This is a genomic window from Paraburkholderia haematera, from assembly GCF_905220975.1.
Classification (GTDB): Bacteria; Pseudomonadota; Gammaproteobacteria; order Burkholderiales; family Burkholderiaceae; genus Paraburkholderia; species Paraburkholderia haematera.
Genome location: NZ_CAJNBK010000001.1, coordinates 419,300 through 439,517, shown reverse-complemented (window position 1 = coordinate 439,517; position 20,218 = coordinate 419,300). Strand labels below are relative to the sequence as shown.

Genomic DNA, 20,218 nt, shown 5'->3' with positions numbered 1-20,218 from the left:
CGGCCGGCAAAGAGAAGTAAGTGCCGCCCCGCACAGGGGCAACGCTAATAGACCACTAACAAAGCAAGGAAAGGCCAACGCCGTAGGCACACAGACAGAAAGCGCCGAGCAGGCAAAAAACCTCATTTCCCTTCCGACAACCCACCCTCAAGCGCCGCCACGCCAGCCGGCAACTCAACCTTAACGCCAAGATCCACCATCGTCCGCCCAAGCGCATGCAATGTCCGAAACAGGTTGTGCTCCCGGCACTGCTCCCCCATCTGCCCAATCCGCACGATCGGCAACCCAAACGAGCCCGAGATTTCCACCTGGTGCTGCCGAGAAATATGGCCGCAAATATCGGCAGGACTCAAACGCTCCGGCACAACAATACCAACCACCGAGTTCAACCGGCAAGCCGCCGGAGCATAAAGCTGCAAGCCCAGCGCGGTAATCCCAGCCTGAAGCGCCACCGAGCACTTCAAATGCCGCGCGAAGCGCTTCTCAAGCGTCTCAGCGCACACAAGCCGCAAAGCCTCATGCAACGCCAGCACACCCGACACCGGTGCCGTGTAGTGATACCCCGCGTTATGCCAGAAATTCTCCGCCAGCGAAGCGTCAAGACACCAATGCGCGTTCGGCGCCGTCCGGCCTTTCACCCGCGCCCATGCCTCATCCGAAAACGCGATCAGCGAGACACCCGGGATCGAAGACAAACCCTTCTGCCCGCCCGTAATCACCGCGTCGATCCCCCACGCGTCCATCTCCAGCGGCATCGTGCTCAGCGTACACACCGCATCGACAATGACCAGCGCACCGGCTGCCTTCGCGAGCGCTGCAATGTCCTTCAAATGATGGTTCCACACGGTGTTGGACGTCTCGCCCTGCACCACCGTGACGATCTCCGGCCGCTCGCGGCGAATCGCCTCGGCAACCTTTTCGAGGCTCGCCACCGTGCCGTCTTCTACATCGAGCGTGGCAACCCGCGCGCCGACACGCCGCCCCATCTCCGCCATCCGCTCGCTGAAAAAGCCGTTCCTGATGCTCAGCACTTTCGTGCCTTCCCACGCAAGGTTGGAGATCGCCATTTCCATCGCGGCGGACCCCGGTCCCGCTACCCCCAGCACCCACTTCGAATTCGTCTGGAATACGTAGCGCGCCATGGTCTTCACCTGGCCGATCACCTTCACCATCGTGCTGCCCAGGTGATTGATCACCACCGTATTGGCCTTGGCCACCGCCGCGGGAATCGGCACGGGCCCGGCGCCCATCATCAGCAACGGTTCTTCGGGAAGAATGGCGTCGAGCGATTCGACAACCGGACAGGGGACAGCGCAGGAAACGGATTCGGTAGACGGGGATGAAGTTGGCATGATCGGTACGTGAATGTCAGAACGCAAAGGAACAAGCGGCCCCGCCAGCAATGACACTGGCGGGGCCGCTTGTCCGATCATTCACCGATCCGCGCGATTGCGCAAGGTTTTTGTCAACGCACGCTCACTTCACCTTGGACTTATCGAGCTTCTTGCCGGTTGCCGCGTTGTACCGCTCGACGTATTCCTCCATCAGCTTGCGCATCGCGCGGCCGATCTGCCGATAGTCCGACTCGTTCAGATTCGCCAGCGAGACCCGCCCCGACGGATGCTGCGTACCGAAACCGCGTCCCGGTAACAACACCACGCGCGCTTCACGCGCGAGGCGGAACAGCAATTCGGACGGCTCGGTGTTCTTCAACAGCCACTCGACAAAGTCACGCCCGAACATGCGCTCACCGAGGTACTCGATGTCGAGAATCGTGTAGTAGTCGACCTGATTCGGATCGTCCTGCTCGAACGAAATGCCGACCTCTTCGTACAGCGCCTGCTTGCGCTTGCGGATCAGGCGCTTCAATGCGTTCTTGTACGCGTCGGGCGTGTCCATCAGCGAGAACAGCGAGAACAACACCATCTGCACCTGCTGCGGCGTCGACAAACCGGCCGTGTGATTCAGTGCGACAGTGCGGCTGTCGGCAACCAGCCGATCGATGAACTTGAGCTTTTCCGGTTCGGTCGTGATCGATTCATAACGCTCGTGCAACTGCTTTTTCGTGTCCTTCGGCAGTTCGGCGATCAGCCTGTCGAGCACGTTGTCGCGATGCGTCGCGATCGTGCCGAGACGCCAGCCGGTCGCACCGAAATACTTCGAGTACGAATACACGAGAATGGTGTTCTTCGGCGCGAGCGCGAACAGCGAGACGAAATCGTCGGCGAAGGTGCCGTACACGTCGTCTGTCAGCAGGATCAGATCGGGCCGTTCCTTGACGATTTCGGCGATATATTCGAGGCTCTCGTCGCTGATTTTCACCGAAGGCGGATTGCTCGGGTTCACGAGGAAGAACGCCTTCACCTTGGGATCGCGCAGCTTGTCGAGTTCCTTCTTCGAATACTGCCAGCCGTCTTCCACATGGGCGTCGAGATTCACGACGTTCAGCTGATAGTCGTTCAAGCGCGGAATTTCGATGTACGGCGTGAAAATCGGCATGCCGAGCGCAATCGTGTCACCCGGCTTGATCAGGTGATTCTCGCGCATCGTGTTGAAGATGTACGTCATCGCCGCCGTGCCGCCTTCCACGGCGAACACGTCGAACTCGCCGACAAACGGGTGACTGCCGATCATCTCCTTACGCAGATACTGTCCGACAATCAGTTCGGATAACTTAAGCATCCGATCCGGCACCGGATAGTTCGACGCGAGAATACCCTCGCACATTTCATACAGAAAATCGCCCGCGGAGAGTCCGAGCTGATCGCGCACATACGACACTGCGCCACGCAAAAAGTCGATGCCCGGCACGCCCTTGTTTTCGCGCAGGAACAGATCGAAGCGCTCGGTGAGCCCTTCGCGGCGCGGGAAACCGCCAACTCCCTCGGGCATATACGCAAACGAACGCTCCGATTCGCGCATCGCAAAGAGACCGAGTTGCCAGAAGCCGTGGCGCGGAATCGTCGCGAGGAAGTTCGGATTGCCGCGGCCGGCGTTGAGCATCGACGCATTGGCGGCACGCTCCACCGCGCCGCCACCGGCTGCCTTGATCAACTCGTCCTTGAGTTCGAACGGGCTCAACGCCGCAAAGCCGGCTTGAGCCATGTCGCCTTTCTTGCCGCCTTTCTCTTTTGCCATGATGCATTCTCCAATGTACAAGTGAATGACGCCGGCGCCGCGTGTGATCGTTCAGTTGCCGCCGGCGTAAGAAAGATCGATAAATGCGTGCGCGAATTCAGCGCTAAACCAGCCCGACCACGAGCGGTCCGAGCAAAGTCAACGCGACGTTCGCAATCGCATACGTGATCGCGAACGGCACGGTCGGCACGGCGCTTTCCGCCTTGTCGAGCACACCGCCGAATGCCGGGTTGGCACTGCGTGAGCCTGTCAGCGCGCCGGCCAGGATAGCCGCGTTGTTGTAGCGCAGCACGTAGCGGCCGAACAGCATCGTCAGCACCAGCGGCAGGACAGTGACGACCACGCCGAGCAGGAAAATCGTCAGGCCGCTCTGCTTGACGGTCACCACGGCCTGCAAGCCCGAATTCAACCCCACCACCGCGACGAACGCCGCGAGGCCGAAGTCCTTCAGCAACTGCGAAGCCGCAGACGGCATCGCGCCGTACATCGGATGCTTGCCGCGCATCCAGCCGAACAGCAGGCCGGCCAGCAGACAGCCGCCGCCCGAACCGAGCGTGAGCGGAATGCCGCCCACGTTGACGACGATCAGCCCAATCAGCAGACCCAGCACGATGCCGACGCCCATATAGATGAAGTCAGTCTTGTTGCTATTTGGCAGCTCATAGCCCGCTGCATCGACGGCGCGCTTGGTGTCTTTCGGCGAGCCGTAGAAGGTAATCACGTCGCCGTGTTCGAGCTTGGTTTCGGGAAGGATCGGCAGCGGCTGCCCCGCACGCTTGGCGCTCTGGATGTAGACGCCGTGGCGCATGTCGCGATCCACGATTTCGCGCGCGGCGGCGATCGTGGTGTGGTTCATGCCTTTGCGGGTGAACACGCCGTCGCGCGTCTGCATCACGACGCCAATGTCCTCAACGTCGGCGATCTCGTTGCCGTTCGCGCCGAATGCGACCACCGCCTCCCGGCGACCCACCACCAGCACTTCGTCGTTGAGTTGCAAGGCCAGATCGGGCGTCGGCTCGAGATTCTTGCCGTCACGCTTGATCCGCTCGATCGTCAGCATGTCCTGATGCTGGGTCTCGATTGCCTTGACCGTTTTCCCGGCGCTGACATCGATCTTGTACGCACGGCCCACCAGTTCGGGCAACGCACGAATCTGCCCCGCGCCGAGTGACGACGAACCTGAAGACAGTTCCTTTTCCGCTTCGATCGACGCCTCCCGTAACCCTTGCCCCATGAACTTCGGCAGGATGTTCACGCAGACGATGATCGCGCCGAGCGAACCGAACACATAGGTCACCGCGTACGCGATTGCCACGTCCGATTGTAGTGACTTGACCTGATCGGCGGGTAGACCGAGACGCGCGATGGCGTCGCCGGCCGTGCCGATAATCGCCGACTGCGTCAGCGCGCCGCCCGCAAGACCCGCGGCGAGGCCCTTGTTCAGATGGAACAGCTTTGCGCAAATCACCACGGTGATCAGCGCCGTGACGGCAAGAAACACCGCCATCGCAATCTCACGCAACGTCTTGCGGTTCAGTGAATTGAAAAAGCCTGGCCCGGAGTCGTAACCGACCGCGTAAATGAATACGGCGAACATCACCGATTTCACGCCGTTGTCGATCGTCACGCCGGCCTGGCTGATAACGACCGCGGCCAGCAATGAACCGCCTACACCGCCTAACTGGAACTTGCCGAAGTTGATTTGCCCGATGAAGTAGCCGGCTGCAAGCGACAAAAACAGCGCGATCTCGGGTGATTTTTGAAAAATATGATGTAGCCAGTCCATCGTGCCCTCGCTGGATAGTTTGCGATACTGAGTACTGGGTGCTGCATACCCATCCGGACCTCACGGCATCCGCATGGGGTTGGCTGCGCGCCACGCCGCGCGCAACCCATCTGCCCGCCTAGCCGAACTTCCCGGCAAGGCCAACCACAATCGGCCCCAGCAGCGGCAACAGAATGTTCGAGAGCGCATAAGTGATCGTGTAGCCGATCACGGGCGTCGAATTGCCGGTCACGCCCACCAGCGCGCTGATCGCCGGCGTGCTGCATTGCTGACCGGCAATGGCGCCGAGCAGCATGGGCGCTTCGAGCTTGAGAAACACGCGGCCGATCCAGAGCGACAGCAATCCGGGCACGAGCACCATCAGAATGCCGGCGACGGGCAACGCCAGACCGTACTCGCGCACGAGCTTGATGGCATCGGGTCCCGCCGAGAGCCCGACTGCGGCAATGAAGGTGGCAAGGCCGAAGTCCTTGAGAATTTGCGCGGCCGCCGAAGGCAACGAACCGACGAACGGATAGCGCGAACGGATCCAGCCGAACAACAACCCCGAGAGCAGGCATCCGCCGCCCGTGCCGAGCGCGATCGAGACGCCACCAATGCGTCCGCCGAGATGGCCGATCGCCATGCCGACCAGCACGCCCAGGCCGAGAAAAACGAAGTCGGTTTTCTGGGTCGCGGTGAGCACGTAGCCCAGATGCCGCGCGCCGCGTTCGACGTTGGCCTTCGCGCCCACCAGCGTCAAAATGTCGCCGCGATTGAGTTCGGTGCCGGGCAGAGCAGGCACCGTGGTTTCAAGCCGCGTGACTGCCGCGACATAGACGCCGCGGCCTTCTTCCGGCTTCGCCCGTTCGCGCATCTGCTTGAGCGTCAGACCGTGCGCCTCTTTGCGTGTCAGCACGACGTCCAGCTTCTCCGCAATGACCTGGTCAAAGCCGGCGTCCGCCACTTCTTCGCCGAGGCCGGCCGCCGCGGCCACGATCGCTTCGCGCCGCCCGCCTACCAGAATCAGGTCGCCGGCCGCCAACGTCAGTTGCGGTTCGACCGGTACCTTGACGCCGTTGCGCCGAACCTGTTCGACGGTCAAGTAGAAGCCGTGAGTCTGTTCGAGTGCATAGACCGTCCCGCCGGCGGCCGCCGCACCGACCCGGAACGCGCGGCCCACGAGCGTCGGCGCCGCGGCCCGTTGCCCCTCGCCAAACGCACCGTCGCCGCCGAGCTTGCGCCACACCCGCTCGGCTTCTTCGCGCAGATTGACGCGCAACAGCAGCGGCGCGAACTGGCTGGTGAACAGAACGATGGTGATCAGGCCGAACAGGTAGCTCACGCTGTACGCGGTCACGATGTTGGCCTGCAGACGCAGCGTCTCGGCGTCGCTGAAGCCAAGCTTCGTAATCGCCTCAGAAGCCGTGCCGATCACGGCCGACTCGGTAGCGGCGCCGGCCAGCAAGCCGGCCGCCGTGCCGGCGTCGAGCCGCATCACCAACACCGCGATCATGATCAGCGCCAGCACCGACACAATCTCGACCACCGACAGCAAGCCATAGCGCCAGCCCCGGCCGATGTTGGCGAAGAACTGCGGCCCGCCGGTGAAACCCAGCGCGAAGATGAATAGAGCAAAAGCGATGTTTTTCAGATCAGGGGCAAGCCGCGCGCCGGTCTGCCCTAATAGCAAGGCAACAATCAACGTGCCGCAGACGCCGCCCAATTGAATTGGCCCCACGCGAAACGAGCCAATGAAATATCCGATTGCAAGGCTTGCGAACAGCGCGATCTCCGGTTGAGATCTCAGCAATTCACCGATCATGTTGTCTCGCCGATTGACGGTTTATAAGCAGAAAGCTGAAAAAACTCTCTGGCATTCAAAAGAATTTGATCCAGGTCAAGTCGACTCGGAAATTAAGCATCCGGCATAACCGGATTCCATTGAATGGAAACTTTATGGCAATGGCATGACGCTCTTCGCGTCAAAAGAAGACATGCCGCGGTGCAGCAACGGGGCGACAAATAGCGAAATTTCCAGCAAGCTCGACAGTCACGCATTCCTCGCGAAGTTGTCTAAGGCATTGAAAAGACATGTCCTGCTGATGGCCGGTTTTCAGCACGATTTCTTCGTGCTTTTTTGAGACTGCTTTTTAAAAAATATTGTAATTCTGCACCGCCGTCAATATGATTTTCGATTGCGGCCGCTTTCGCTTCGCAAAAGATGATCTTTAGTAAAGGTCGAATAGGTTTTTGGATCAGACATCGCAAGCCGCGATCATTACCATAAAGGGCCGATATACTGAGCTGCCCGCATGCCGCGCCGGCACGCACGCTTCGGAGCCATTCATGCGCATGATCCTGTTCAGCAGCCGCCAATACGACAGCGACACATTCGCCGAGGCCAACGGCACACATCGCTATGAACTGCATTTCCAGGAATCGCATCTCGATGTTGAAACCGCGATCCTCGCAGAGGGCTATGAAGTCGTCTGCCCATTCGTCAACGACAACGTCGACGCCGCGGTTCTGGAGCGTCTCCATGCCGGCGGCACGCGCATGATCGCGCTGCGCTCGGCGGGCTTCAATCACGTCGACCTGGCCACAGCCGAGCGGCTAGGTATGACGGTTGCGCGAGTGCCGGCCTACTCGCCGCACGCGGTCGCCGAACATGCGGCCGGTCTGATTCTCGCGCTGAACCGGCGCTTGCCGCGCGCGGTCGCGCGCACCCGTGAAGGCGATTTCTCCCTGCATGGACTGCTCGGCTTCGACCTGCACGGCAAGACTGCGGGCGTGATCGGTACCGGCATGATCGGCCGCGTGTTCGGCCGCATCATGGCGGGCTTCGGCATGCAGGTGCTTGCCCACGATCCCGGCACGCCGGCCGCGGATCTGCTCGCGCTTGGCGCGCGTTACGTGCCGCTCGACACGCTGCTGGCCGAAAGCGACGTCGTCAGCCTGCATTGTCCGCTGGTGCCCGGCACGTACCATCTGATCGACGGGCCCGCACTCGCGAAAATGAAGCGTGGCGCGATGCTGATCAATACCGGGCGCGGCGGCCTGGTCGAAGCCAATGCGCTGATCGGTGCGTTGAAGGACGGCCAACTCGGCCATCTCGGGCTCGACGTGTACGAGGAAGAAGGCGGCCTCTTTTTCGAAGACCACTCGAATCTGCCGCTGCAGGACGACGTGCTGGCCCGTCTGCTGATGTTCCCGAACGTGATCGTCACCGCGCACCAGGCATTTTTCACGCGAGAGGCGATGAACGAGATCGCGCAGACCACGCTCGATAACGTCGCGGCGTGGCATTCCGGCACGCCGCGCAACGTCGTGCAGGCGCGAAGTTAAGCGTTGCTGCCGCCGCCATCCACCGTGCTCGGGCGGATCGCCGTACGGGCATCGTCCGCTGCACCGCATATCTCACGGAGCAAGGCCGCTTCGCGTTCGTGGACTTCCACCGGAAACCAGCGCGCACCGGCATCGGCCAGATAGCGCGCGCGATGCTGCCCGTTGCGAAACGCCACCACGCCTTCGCGCTCAAGACCGAACCAGCCCAGCAGACCCGGCGCGCGACGCGTCGAGATCGTCACGTACGGCATCTGCGGAATGCGCGGATTGTCCGGATCGAGAAACTCGCGGATGCCGCGCACCTTGCCCGAATGCCATTCGGCAACCGGCTTCAGCACGTAGTCGGTGTTGTCGCGATCCGCGCACTCCAGCAACTTGCGCGCGTCGACCATGACGACTTGATGGCGCGTGCCGTCAGTCACGAAGACGCGTTTCAGGCGCACATGGTCGTACCATGAATGGTCATGCAAGGGCACAGTCCAGACCGTCCCGGCAGAGGCTGGTGCGGCTTCGGGCAATGTATTTGACAAGGGCAAAGGCAGGCTCGATGAGCTAGCTAAAAAACGCCAGCGCGTTAAAAGAGCGCTAACGCTACGAGCCGATTGTGAAAGAAACATGACAACCAACGGTATTAGTCAGCGTGCATGAGCACAGCGCATGGACACACTGCATGAGCATCCGGCATGAGCGGCCGGACACGAACCTTTACGGATACAACGATGATAATCCCGCAGCATCTGAATGAACACGTGCGCATTGAAGCCAACGAGGATGCCGGCGTTGCCACCATCGTGCTCGAACGCCCCCTGCGGCGTAATGCGGTCGACCGTCCTACCGCGCAAGCGCTCACCGCCGCCTTCCTCCGCTTCGAAGCCGAGCCGGCATGGCGCGCGGCCGTGCTGTTCGGCGCGGGGGGCACCTTCTGCGCCGGGGCGGATCTCACCGCGCTCGCCGACGAGAGCCGCCGCAATGAACTGCATGCCGACGGCAGCGGCCCAGGGCCGATGGGACCGACGCGCATGAGCTTCAGCAAGCCGGTGATCGCCGCGATTGCCGGCTATGCGGTCGCGGGCGGCCTCGAACTGGCCGCGATGTGCGATTTGCGCGTCGTCGAAGAAGACGCCGTGCTCGGCGTGTTCTGCCGGCGCGTCGGGATCCCGCTGATTGATGGTGGCACGATCCGCTTGCCGCGTCTGATCGGACTCTCGCGGGCGCTCGACCTGATCCTGACCGGCCGCGCCGTGAAGGCGCAGGAAGCGCTCAGCATCGGTCTCGCCAACCGCGTCGTGCCCACGGGCGAGGCACGCACGGCGGCGGAACAACTGGCTGCTGAACTGGCGGCCCTTCCGCAGGCGGCGCTGCTGGCGGACCGCCGCTCCGCGCTGGAAAACAGCACGCTCGAGGATCTCGCCCTGGCGCTGCGGCGCGAAGGCGCGGGCGGCTATCAGACGGTATTCGACGAGGGCGTGGCAGGTGCCGCACGTTTTGCCGAAGGCGCCGGCCGTCACGGCAACACCTTCAAGCCGGATGACGACACGCCTTAAAACCGTGCCATTCCGCTGGGAGACGCATAGCCGGCAGGTCGGCTATGCGCTCCAAAGCAGGCACCCGGATGGCTTTCAGCAAAAAACAACATCCGCCTTGACGCTCAGCAAGGCTGTTTTGACTTAGGTAGAATCCCCTACTGTTTTCCCCTCGCATGGCGCATGCGTTCTCGCCCCGAAAAATGCGCGCCTGCCGCACGACGCTTCCCGTCGCGCCGATTCACGCTCCCTCACCATGCCTTTACCCCTGCTCGCCCTTGCCGTTGCCGCCTTTGGAATCGGTACCACTGAATTCGTGATCATGGGGCTGCTGCCCGATGTCGCCCGCGATCTGTCCGTGTCGATCCCGGCGGCCGGTATGCTGGTATCCGCTTATGCGCTCGGCGTCACGATCGGCGCGCCGATCGTCGCGATCGCCGTGGCCAACATGCCGCGCAAGAAGGCGTTGATGAGCCTGATCGGCGTGTTTATCGTCGGCAATCTGCTGTGCGCGATCGCGCCGGGCTACGCGGTGCTGATGGCGGCGCGCATCGTCACGGCGTTTTGCCATGGCGCGTTCTTCGGTATCGGTTCGGTGGTTGCGGCCGGTCTGGTCGCGCCGAACCGTCGCGCGCAGGCCATTGCGCTGATGTTCACCGGATTGACGCTCGCCAACGTGCTGGGTGTGCCGCTCGGCACGGCGCTCGGTCAGGCGGTAGGCTGGCGCGCGACCTTCTGGGCGGTCACCGGCATCGGCATTCTCGCTGCAGCCGCGCTCGCGGTATGCCTGCCGGCCAAGATCGAGATGCAGAAGGCGAGCCTCGTGCGCGAATTCAGCGTGTTGAAGAACCCGCAAGTGCTGATGGTGCTCGGCATCAGCGTGCTCGCGTCGGCCAGCCTGTTTTCCACCTTCACCTACATCACGCCGATCCTCGAAGACGTGAGCGGATTCACGCCGCACGCGGTCACGTTTGTGCTGTTGCTGTTCGGCCTCGGCCTGACGGTGGGCAGCACGCTCGGCGGCAAGCTCGCGGACTGGCGGCTGATGCCCTCGCTGGTCGCGTTTCTGCTGGCGATCGTCGTGATCCTGACTATTTTCGCCGGCACGATGCACGCTGAAATCCCGGCCATGATCACGATCTTCGTGTGGGGCATTCTGGCCTTCGCGATCGTGCCGCCGCTGCAAATGCTGATCGTCGATCGCGCGAGCCATGCGCCGAATCTGGCGTCGACCTTGAATCAAGGCGCGTTCAACCTCGGCAATGCAACGGGCGCGTGGCTCGGCGGCATGGCGATCGGCGCGGGGGCGCCGCTCACTACGCTGCCGTGGGTCGGCGTGGCGACCTCGATCGGCGCGCTGGCGCTGACGTTGTGGTCGGTGTCGATCGACCGGCGCGCGCAACGGATGGCGGTAGCCGGGTAACCCAATCCGCACAAAGGTGCGAATGACTCGAGGCCGTAGTAGCATCTCGGCCGATGAAAGTCATCTTCACACGCGATTTCCTCGCGCTGATCCTGAGTGTCGCCGTCGTCGGACTCGGCAGCGGCGCAACGCTTCCGCTCACCGCCCTCGCGCTCACGCAAGCTGGCTATGGCACCGACGTGGTCGGCCTGATGACCGCCACACAAGCGGGCGGCGGCCTGATTGTCGTGCCGGTGGCCGGTTGGGTCGCAGCGCGCTTCGGCGGCCGCCAGGTGATCGTCGGCGCGGTGCTGGTGGTTGCGCTCGCCACCGCGCTGATGCAGCTCACTTCGAACCTCTGGCTCTGGGCGCTGTTACGCATACTCTGCGGCGCGGCATTGACGCTGCTCTTCACAATCGGCGAAGCATGGGTCAACCAGCTCGCCAACGACGACACCCGCGGCCGCGTCGTCGCGATTTACGCGACCAACTTCACGTTGTTCCAGATGTCGGGCCCGGTGCTGGTCAGCCAGATCGCCGGCTTCACGCATTGGCGCTTCCTGATTTGCGGTGCGATCTTCCTGCTGGCTTTGCCGGCACTCGCCAGCATCCGCAAGACGCCGCAAGCGTCGGAGGATGAACACGCGGCGCACGGCAGTTGGCGCCATGTTCTACCGCAGATGCCGGCGCTCGTGATCGGCACGGGTTTTTTCGCGTTGTTCGATACGATCGCGCTGTCGCTGCTGCCGCTCTTCGCGATGGCGCACGGCATTACGAGCGAGGTGGCCGTGCTGTTCGCGTCGGCCCTGCTGCTCGGCGACACGACCATGCAGTTCCCGATCGGCTGGCTCGCCGACCGGCTCGGGCGCGAACGCGTGCATATCGGCTGTGGCGTGATCGTTGTGGTGCTGCTGCCGTTTCTGCCTTGGGCGATTACGTCGCCGTGGCTGTGCTGGCCACTGCTCTATGTGCTCGGCGCTACGGCTGGGGCGATCTATACGCTGTCGCTGGTCGCCTGCGGGGAGCGGTTTCGCGGTGTCGCGCTGGTGTCGGCGAGTTCGCTGGTGGGGGCGTCGTGGAACGCGGCCAGTTTCGGTGGGCCGCTTGTGGCCGGCGCGTTGATGAAGGGGGTCGGTGATGATGCGATGGTCAGCGTGCTTTTGGTTGCTGCGCTTGCGTTTCTTGTTGCCGTCTGGTGGGAAAGGCGGCGGGCGCCGGTGCGGGTTGTTGGGTCGTGAGTCTTGTTAGCGGTTTGCTTTTGGTTTTGGTTTTGGCCTTTCCTTGAGTTGTTAGTGGTCTATTAGCGTTGCCCCTGTGCGGGGCGGCACCTACTTTTCTTTGCCTGCCGCAAAGAAAAGTAGGCAAAAGAAAGCGGCTCAAACCGCTAACTCTTAAGCGGGGCCCCCGCGCAGTTGCGGTAGTGGTGCATCTGGAATCCGTGTTCTCGCACATTCGGCGTGCGTGACAAGGCAGTCTTACATCCCACCTCGCACTGCGTGCTCGACGGAACGGCCCATCCCTCCCCTCGGTCAAGGGGTTCGTTCCGCGTTATTTCTGCGCCGGCAAGATCTCCCCCACACACGTCCCGAAGCCCACGCGGTACCCGTCGCCCTGGCACCAGCCGGTGAGCGTCAGCTCGTCGCCGTCTTCGATAAACCCGCGCGTGCCGCCCTCCTTCAATTCCAACGGATTCTTGCCGTTCCATGTGGACTCGAGCAGGCTGCCGCATGAGTCGGCAGTCGGCCCGCTGATCGTGCCCGAACCCATCAGATCGCCCACCCGCGTATTGCAGCCCGATACCGTGTGATGCGCAAGCTGTTGCGCCATCGTCCAGTACATGTGCTTGAAGTTGGTCCGCGAAATCGTGGTCGCCTGCCTGGCCGTTTGCGGTCGCAGCGTCACTTCCAGCGAGATGTCGAACGCGTGCTTGCCATCGTGGCGCAGGTAAGCCAGCGGCTGCGGCGCTTGCGTCGGCTGCTCGACACGGAACGGTTCGAGCGCGTCGAGCGTCACGATCCACGGCGAGATCGTCGTCGCGAACCCCTTGGAGTTGAAAGGACCGAGCGGCACGTATTCCCATTGCTGAATATCGCGCGCGCTCCAGTCGTTCAGCAGAACCATGCCGAAGATGTGCGCTTCGGCATCCGCACAGGCAATCGGCTCGCCCAGTATATTGCCGCTGCCGATCACAAAACCCGTCTCCAGTTCGATATCCAGCTTGCGGCACGCACCGAACACCGGACGCTCCTGATCCGGCAGTTTCAACTGGCCGTTAGGACGCCGCACCGGCGTCCCGCTCACCACCACCGACGATGCACGCCCGTTGTAGCCGATCGGCATCTCCGACCAGTTCGGCAACAGCGCATTCTTCGGATCGCGAAACATCGAGCCGACATTCGTCGCGTGCTCCTTCGACGAGTAGAAATCGGTGTAGCCCGGAATCTGCACCGGCAAATGCAGTTGCGCATCGGCCTGACGCACCAGGGCTGTCGAACGCAAATCGGCGTTGTCGCGCAAGGTCGCCGTGTCGCGCTTCAACAGATCGCTCAGTTGGATACGCACGCTGCGCCATGCATCGCGGCCGAGCGAGATGAAATCGTTAAGGGTGTCCTGCTCGAATGCCCGGTCCTTCATCGCGATCAATTGACCGGCCGAGGCGCCTGGGAGCTTGAGCAAGCCAGCAGACTTGAGCACGCTCAGATCGACGATCTCATCGCCGATCGCTACGCCCACGCGGCGCGCAGTGTTGGTCTTGTCGCTGAAAATGCCGAACGGCAGGTTCTGGATCGAAAAATCGTGGGTCGAATCATTGGCCGACTCGATCCAGCTCTTGCGCGACGGATCGAGCGTCGCCTGAAGATCGCTCAATGCGTTCATCGTTGCTCCGGGTTGAAGTGTTTCTTGAGACCTTGCCAGCACTCGTAGTAATTCGCCTGCAATTGCGCCGTTTCGAGCGCGAAGCGGGTCGGCTTGATCAGCATGCGCGTTTCGAACATGAAGGCCATCGTGTCGCCAACTTTCTTCGGCGTGGACGTATCACCATGCGACGCTTTCTCGAACGTGTCCGCATCCGGGCCGTGACCCGACATGCAGTTGTGCAGACTCGCGCCACCCGGCACAAAGCCCTCGGCTTTTGCGTCATACACGCCGTGCACGAGTCCCATGAATTCGCTCGCGACATTGCGATGGAACCAGGGCGGGCGGAATGTATCTTCGGCCGCAAGCCAGCGCGGCGGGAAAATCACGAAGTCGATGGTGTCGACGCCCGGCGTATCGCTTTGCGATTGCAACACCAGAAAGATCGACGGGTCCGGATGGTCGAAGCTGATCGACCCGATCGTGTTGAAGCGGCGCAGATCGTATTTGTACGGCGCGTAATTGCCGTGCCACGCGACCACGTCGAGTGGTGAATGACCGATATCCGCGCGCCACAGGTTGCCGTTCATCTTGGCGACGAGTTCGAAGTCGCCTTCGCGGTCTTCATACGCGGCATGCGGCGTGAGGAAATCGCGCGGATTGGCGAGGCCGTTCGAGCCGATCGGGCCGAGATCCGGCAGACGCAGCAACGCGCCGAAGTTCTCGCAGATATAGCCGCGTGCGGTACCGTCCGGCAGATTCACGGCGAAGCGCACGCCGCGCGGAATCACCGCGATTTCGAACGGCTCGACGTCGAGTTGCCCCATTTCGGTGGCGATATGCAGGCGGCCTTCCTGCGGCACGATCAGCAATTCGCCGTCGGCGCTGTAAAAGAAGCGATCCTTCATCGAGCGATTCGCTGCGTACAGGTGGATCGCGCAGCCGTTCATCGCTTCGGCTGAACCGTTGCCCGCCATCGTCACCCAGCCGTCGATGAAGTCCGTCGGCTCGGTGGGCATCGGCAACGCGTCCCAGCGCAACTGGTTCGGCGGCGTCGGCGGCACCTCGGCGAAGTTGGCCACGAGCCGGTCCGACGGCAACTGCGTGAATGGCTTGTGGACTGCCGCCGGCCGGATTCGGTACAGCCACGAACGGCGGTTGTGTCCGCGCGGCGCCGTGAACGCGGTGCCCGACAGTTGTTCGGCGTACAAGCCATAGGCCGCGCGTTGCGGCGAATTGCGGCCTTCGGGCAGTGCGCCCGGCAAGGCCTCCGTGGCAAATTCGTTCGCGAATCCCGACTGATAGCCCGGCTCGATTTCGAGCCGCGAACTGGCGGTATTCGGCGTGCGGGTTTGGGTATCCATGCAAGTTTCTCCATTGAAACGCAAACGCAACCGCCCTCGCAGCCGCGCCACAATTTACGTATGGTAAAACTAATTACGTATAGTGAAATTAACGTATACCCTGAAAGCGAACCGCGAAAATCCCGTCAGCCCGTGGTGACAAGCGTTTGCCCGATATCGTTATCAGCATTTTGTTCAAGTGCGCGCGGCGCGGACTGCTACCATCAGGGCATGCGGCAACTCGTCGCCTTGCCGAGCGCCGAGTGCGCATTTATCGCCATTCATTCGCCTACATGATTCCGCCGACCATCCCCAACCTCATTGCCCGCGCCGCCGACCACCCGTTTCTCGGCGAACATCTGGTGATGGGAACCGGTGTGCATAGTGAGATCGCGCTGGCACAGTGCGACGGCGTCGAGCTTGCGAGCGCCTATGAGCCGATCTTCGATATCAGCGTGCACGCGTTGGCGCAGTCGTTGTCGTCGGGTGCCGAAGGCGTGGATCGTTTCGGTGACGAGCTCGGGTTTCAGGCGGTGACGCAACGCCTCGACGGCGCGCCCTTTGATGTCTTCGACCGCTTCGAACGTATCGCCGACGATCAGGAACTGGTCGCGCTCGACCGCATGTCACGCGCGCTGCACGCGATCAATTTCTTCGGCGCGCAGCGTCACGGGCTCCTGTTTCTGCGCGTGCACGAGCGCCTGCTCAAAAGCGTCAAGTACGACCACGGACGACATTTTTCGAGCGTGCTGGTGTCGTTCGGACTGAACCCGTCGCGCGTGGTGATCGAGTTGCCGGCGGCGGCGGTCGCGCATAAGACATTCCTTGGCTATCTGACCAAGAGTTATCAGCACTACGGCTTCAAGGTGGCGGGGAATCTTTCGAACGCAGGGCAGATTCTGTCTGTGTCGGAAACGGCGCGGCTCGACTTCATCAAGATGGACGCGGCGATCGCGTTGCGCGATGCCATGGTGAAACCGCTAGTCGGCTATGCGAGCCGGCTGCGGATTCCGCTGATCTTCAATCGGGTGGTAGATGAGCCGCAGTTCCTCGCGCTGCAGCAGTACGACGTGCGCTTCGTGCAAGGGCCGTTGTTCACCGCGCATTATCACGATCGGGCGACGTGATTAAGTTAGCTTGAGTTTGGCCGGCAGGCTCTGGTCTGGTTGGCATGTGCTTCAACCGGTGTCACCCAAACGGCGTGCTAGCGCCTTCAGACGCGGCGCCACGGTTTCCCGAAACACCTCCTCTCCCATCGACGACGCCGGCCCGCTGCAACTCAGCACCAGCCAACGGCCTTCGCGCGGCTCGCGAAATGGCACCGCGACCGCGTTCACGTCGTCGTGCCACGCGCGGAACGAATAGCAGCAGCGCTCCTGCGCGAAGGCTTCGATTTCCTTTTCGGCATCTGCCAGCAACGCAGCGCCCTCTTCGCCGGCGGCTTTCTTAAGCTCGACCAGCAATGCGGCGCGCACGTCCAACGGCTGTACTGCCAGGTACGCGCGCCCCATCGAACTTGTGAGCATCGACAGTTTCGAACCGGAGGCGAGCCCGAGCGTCAGCGCGGTTTCGCTGCGGATCGTCTCCAGATAAATCATGTCGAGGCCGTCGCGGCATCCGAGCGACACCGCCGCGCCCACTTCCCGTGCGAAGGTACGCATGTGCGGGCGGGCGAGTTCGAGCGTGTCGGTACCCGAGAGGAGCGCGAAACCTAGCGACAGCACGCCGGCGTCGAGCGCATATTTACCCAGGGTTTCGTCGAGCCGCAGATAGCCGAGCACGGTCAGCGTGTAGGCCAAACGGTTGACGGTCGCCTTCGGCAAGCCCGTGCGTTCGACGAAATCGCGGTTGCCGAGCATCGTTTCGCCCGGCTTGAACGCGCGCAGCAAGTCCAGCCCACGCGCAAGGGCGACGACGAATTTGCGTTCGTCGAGCGGATCGGAAAGTGTAGATGTGGGCATCATGGGATGATACACTCAGACGTGGTTTGCAAAACATTGTTTCGCATAGCGGAACTCAAGTCAAGCTCAAACCCGTTTTAGCCAAGCAGAGAATCAGGAGATACGTCATGGCAGAGGCCGCGCAGTTTCACTGGGAAGACCCACTGCTGCTGGATCAGCAGCTCACCGAAGACGAACGCATGGTGCGCGACGCCGCCGCCGCTTACGCGCAGGACAAGCTGCAACCGCGCGTGCTCGAAGCGTTCCGCCACGAGAAGACCGACATCGAGATCTTCCGTGAGATGGGCGAACTCGGCCTGCTCGGCCCGACGATTCCTGAGCAATACGGCGGCCCCGGTCTGAACTACGTGGCGTACGGTTTGATCGCGCGGGAAGTGGAACGCGTCGATTCCGGCTACCGGTCCATGATGTCGGTGCAGTCGTCGCTCGTGATGGTGCCGATCTACGAATTCGGCTCGGAAGCGCAAAAGCAGAAGTACCTGCCGAAGCTCGTCACGGGCGAATGGATCGGCTGCTTCGGCCTGACCGAGCCGAACCACGGCTCCGATCCGGGCAGCATGATCACGCGAGCCAAGAAAGTCGACGGCGGCTATTCGCTGTCGGGCTCGAAGATGTGGATCACCAATTCGCCGATCGCCGACGTGTTCGTCGTGTGGGCGAAGCTCGAGGAGGACGGCAAGGACGCGATCCGCGGCTTTATTCTCGAGAAGGGATGGAAGGGACTGTCGGCGCCGACCATCCATAGCAAGGTGGGCTTGCGCGCTTCGATCACCGGCGAGATCGTGCTCGACGAGGTGTTCGTGCCGGAAGAGAACCGCTTCCCCGAAGTCAGCGGCTTGCGCGGCCCCTTCACGTGCCTGAACTCGGCGCGCTACGGGATCGCCTGGGGCGCGCTCGGCGCGGCTGAAGCATGCTGGCACACGGCGCGTCAATACGTGCTGGATCGCAAGCAGTTCGGCCGGCCGCTCGCCGCGAACCAGTTGATCCAGAAAAAGCTCGCCGACATGCAAACCGAAATTACGCTTGGCTTGCAAGGCGTGTTGCGTCTCGGCCGCATGAAAGACGAAGGCACGGCCGCCGTCGAAATTACATCGATCATGAAGCGCAATTCGTGCGGCAAGGCGCTGGACATTGCACGGCTCGCGCGTGACATGCTCGGCGGCAACGGCATCTCGGACGAGTTCGGCATTGCGCGGCATCTGGTCAATCTGGAAGTCGTGAACACGTATGAAGGTACGCACGACATTCACGCGCTGATCCTCGGGCGAGCGCAAACGGGAATTCAGGCGTTTTTCTGACCCGCCGATTGGGTTGATGGCGACGCTTCGTCCTCGCCGCTGAAATAGAAAATCGAAACGCAGAAAGCAAAGAGGCCGGTTCTTTTTTGAACCGGCCTCTTTTCGTTGCGCCGCCGCGTTGAAGCTAACGGCGCGCTTCGTGATGCATCATCCGCTTACTTGTTCGGCTGCGGCGTCATGCGCAAGTACGGGCGCAGCGCCTTGTAGCCCTTCGGGAATTTCTGCCTGATGACTTCTTCGTCTTTCAACGACGGCACGATCACCACGTCATCGCCCTGCTTCCAGTTGCCGGGCGTTGCGACCGAGTGGTGGTCGGTAAGTTGCAGCGAGTCGATCACGCGCAGCACTTCATCGAAGTTGCGCCCGGTGCTGGCCGGGTAGGTAATGATCAAACGCACCTTCTTCTTCGGATCGATCACGAACAGCGACCGGACCGTGAGGGTCTCATTGGCATTCGGGTGGATCATGTCGTAGAGCTCGGAGACCTTGCGATCGCCGTCGGCGAGAATCGGGAAGCCGACATTGGCGGCTTGTGTCTCGTTGATGTCCTTGATCCATTCCTTGTGCGACTCGGCGTTGTCAACCGACAGCGCGATCGTCTTCACATTGCGTTTCTCGAATTCGCCGGCCAGCTTCGCCGTCAAACCCAGCTCGGTCGTGCAGACCGGCGTGAAATCGGCAGGGTGCGAGAACAGCACACCCCAACTATCGCCCAGCCATTCGTGGAACTTGATGCGGCCAACACTCGACTCCTGTTCGAAATCCGGTGCGATATCGCCAAGACGTAAACTCATGAAGCAGCTCCTTGATTGAATTCGGACATTTTGCGCGAGCTTTCGCCCGCGATGCCACGCTAAAGCGTGCCTGGCAAACGTACAGCATACGGGAGCGACGGTACACAACCAACGAACATCGCGTCACTACCTTTTGCGTTTTTGTAATTTTCACCGATTTAGTGGAAACTTTGCGGGACAGATCAACTCCATATTTGGCAAACTTTGCTGCATGGTGCCGCAAAGGTGGAATTTTTAAGGCTTTGCTTCAACCGGGAACGGTTCGTGCGTTCGTTTTCAAGAACTGAGCGCCGCGCTCGCCAGCAGCCGTTTCTTTGGTTACGATTCACGCGTGGCGTGAGACGAAGGGAGCTGTCAATGTCGGAAGTCAACAAGGAGAGATTGATGTCGGATATCAAAACCGTCCTCGCGGACGCTGAAGATTTGCTGAAACAGGCCGCGAGCGCCACCGGCGAGCGCGCTTCGGAACTGCGTGAAACGGCGCTGACGCGCCTGAAGCAGGCTAAGGAAAAGGCGGCTGACGTACAGGTCGTGGTGGTCGAGAAAGGCAAGAAGGCCGCACGCGCCACCGACGACTACGTGCATGAGCATCCGTGGGCATCCATCGGCATCGCCGCGGGCGCCGGCGTACTGCTGGGGCTGTTGATCAACCGCAAATAACACTGGTCCTGCGGCCGGCGCGAATCGCGTCCGGCACACCAGCGAATCAAGTTGACCGGTGCACGTCTGGCCGGTCCGCTTCTCTTGGCGCGCTCGTTTTCACGCGCCGGTTAGCTCTTCACGCGCAACG

Annotated in this window: 17 protein-coding genes; 8 read left to right on the top strand and 9 right to left on the bottom strand. The window is 61.7% G+C overall.

Annotated features, from left to right (window positions below; translation table 11 throughout):
* Window positions 1-122 precede the first annotated feature (122 nt).
* From KHO23_RS02025 to aspT (KHO23_RS02010), 4 genes are all read right to left on the bottom strand, one after another.
* Entirely contained in the window at window positions 123-1,352 is a 1,230-nt protein-coding gene (locus KHO23_RS02025; RefSeq protein ID WP_211609208.1) for a pyridoxal-phosphate-dependent aminotransferase family protein, read from the bottom strand.
* 124 nt (window positions 1,353-1,476) lie between these two features.
* The gene (locus KHO23_RS02020; RefSeq protein WP_211609206.1) at window positions 1,477-3,138 is read right to left on the bottom strand and encodes a bifunctional aspartate transaminase/aspartate 4-decarboxylase; all 1,662 of its coding nucleotides are present in this window, start codon (window positions 3,136-3,138) and stop codon (window positions 1,477-1,479) included.
* Between the two features lie 103 nt (window positions 3,139-3,241).
* Complete coding sequence (aspT, locus tag KHO23_RS02015) at window positions 3,242-4,924, bottom strand: aspartate-alanine antiporter (RefSeq protein WP_211609203.1); 1,683 nt, start codon at window positions 4,922-4,924, stop codon at window positions 3,242-3,244.
* Window positions 4,925-5,042: 118 nt separating this feature from the next.
* Window positions 5,043-6,728, bottom strand: a complete 1,686-nt coding sequence (gene aspT, locus KHO23_RS02010) for an aspartate-alanine antiporter (RefSeq protein WP_211609201.1) — start codon at window positions 6,726-6,728, stop codon at window positions 5,043-5,045.
* 145 nt (window positions 6,729-6,873) lie between these two features.
* Between aspT (KHO23_RS02010) and KHO23_RS02005 the strand changes: the two genes are divergently transcribed.
* Both KHO23_RS02005 and KHO23_RS02000 read left to right on the top strand, forming a co-directional pair.
* On the top strand, window positions 6,874-7,047 hold the full coding sequence (locus tag KHO23_RS02005) for a hypothetical protein (protein WP_211609199.1): 174 nt from the start codon (window positions 6,874-6,876) through the stop codon (window positions 7,045-7,047).
* A 205-nt stretch (window positions 7,048-7,252) separates the two neighbouring features.
* On the top strand, window positions 7,253-8,251 hold the full coding sequence (locus KHO23_RS02000) for a 2-hydroxyacid dehydrogenase (RefSeq protein WP_211609196.1): 999 nt from the start codon (window positions 7,253-7,255) through the stop codon (window positions 8,249-8,251).
* Here the strand turns inward: KHO23_RS02000 and KHO23_RS01995 are convergent.
* Window positions 8,248-8,868 (bottom strand): plasmid fertility inhibition factor family protein, encoded by a 621-nt coding sequence (locus KHO23_RS01995; RefSeq protein ID WP_211609193.1) that lies wholly within the window; start codon window positions 8,866-8,868, stop codon window positions 8,248-8,250. The two genes, KHO23_RS02000 and KHO23_RS01995, sit on opposite strands and share 4 nt — an antisense overlap.
* Before the next feature lie 102 nt (window positions 8,869-8,970).
* On the opposite strand from KHO23_RS01995, the gene KHO23_RS01990 reads away from it, so the two are divergent.
* From KHO23_RS01990 to KHO23_RS01980, 3 genes are all read left to right on the top strand, one after another.
* A complete protein-coding gene (locus KHO23_RS01990; RefSeq protein ID WP_211609188.1) occupies window positions 8,971-9,795 on the top strand; it encodes a crotonase/enoyl-CoA hydratase family protein in 825 nt (274 codons plus the stop codon).
* Window positions 9,796-10,030: 235 nt separating this feature from the next.
* Window positions 10,031-11,197: an MFS transporter gene (locus KHO23_RS01985; protein WP_211609184.1), complete on the top strand. Its 1,167-nt coding sequence runs from the start codon at window positions 10,031-10,033 to the stop codon at window positions 11,195-11,197.
* A gap of 53 nt (window positions 11,198-11,250) precedes the next feature.
* A complete protein-coding gene (locus KHO23_RS01980; protein WP_211609178.1) occupies window positions 11,251-12,414 on the top strand; it encodes an MFS transporter in 1,164 nt (387 codons plus the stop codon).
* Window positions 12,415-12,724: 310 nt separating this feature from the next.
* Here KHO23_RS01980 and fahA read toward each other — a convergent pair whose 3' ends face one another.
* Window positions 12,725-14,053 (bottom strand): fumarylacetoacetase, encoded by a 1,329-nt coding sequence (fahA, locus tag KHO23_RS01975; protein ID WP_211609172.1) that lies wholly within the window; start codon window positions 14,051-14,053, stop codon window positions 12,725-12,727.
* Entirely contained in the window at window positions 14,050-15,396 is a 1,347-nt protein-coding gene (gene hmgA, locus KHO23_RS01970; RefSeq protein ID WP_211609167.1) for a homogentisate 1,2-dioxygenase, read from the bottom strand. The genes fahA and hmgA overlap by 4 nt, the downstream gene beginning before the upstream one ends.
* Before the next feature lie 272 nt (window positions 15,397-15,668).
* On the opposite strand from hmgA, the gene KHO23_RS01965 reads away from it, so the two are divergent.
* Complete coding sequence (locus KHO23_RS01965) at window positions 15,669-16,502, top strand: EAL domain-containing protein (RefSeq protein ID WP_211609820.1); 834 nt, start codon at window positions 15,669-15,671, stop codon at window positions 16,500-16,502.
* A gap of 51 nt (window positions 16,503-16,553) precedes the next feature.
* Here the strand turns inward: KHO23_RS01965 and KHO23_RS01960 are convergent, their stop codons facing one another.
* On the bottom strand, window positions 16,554-17,339 hold the full coding sequence (locus KHO23_RS01960; protein ID WP_211609164.1) for an IclR family transcriptional regulator: 786 nt from the start codon (window positions 17,337-17,339) through the stop codon (window positions 16,554-16,556).
* 104 nt (window positions 17,340-17,443) lie between these two features.
* On the opposite strand from KHO23_RS01960, the gene KHO23_RS01955 reads away from it, so the two are divergent.
* The gene (locus tag KHO23_RS01955; protein ID WP_211609163.1) at window positions 17,444-18,634 is read left to right on the top strand and encodes an acyl-CoA dehydrogenase; all 1,191 of its coding nucleotides are present in this window, start codon (window positions 17,444-17,446) and stop codon (window positions 18,632-18,634) included.
* Between the two features lie 155 nt (window positions 18,635-18,789).
* Here the strand turns inward: KHO23_RS01955 and KHO23_RS01950 are convergent, their stop codons facing one another.
* Window positions 18,790-19,428, bottom strand: coding sequence for a peroxiredoxin (locus tag KHO23_RS01950; protein WP_211609160.1), 639 nt, complete (start codon window positions 19,426-19,428; stop codon window positions 18,790-18,792).
* Between the two features lie 357 nt (window positions 19,429-19,785).
* On the opposite strand from KHO23_RS01950, the gene KHO23_RS01945 reads away from it, so the two are divergent.
* Complete coding sequence (locus tag KHO23_RS01945) at window positions 19,786-20,088, top strand: DUF883 family protein (protein WP_028198798.1); 303 nt, start codon at window positions 19,786-19,788, stop codon at window positions 20,086-20,088.
* Window positions 20,089-20,218: the final 130 nt, after the last annotated feature.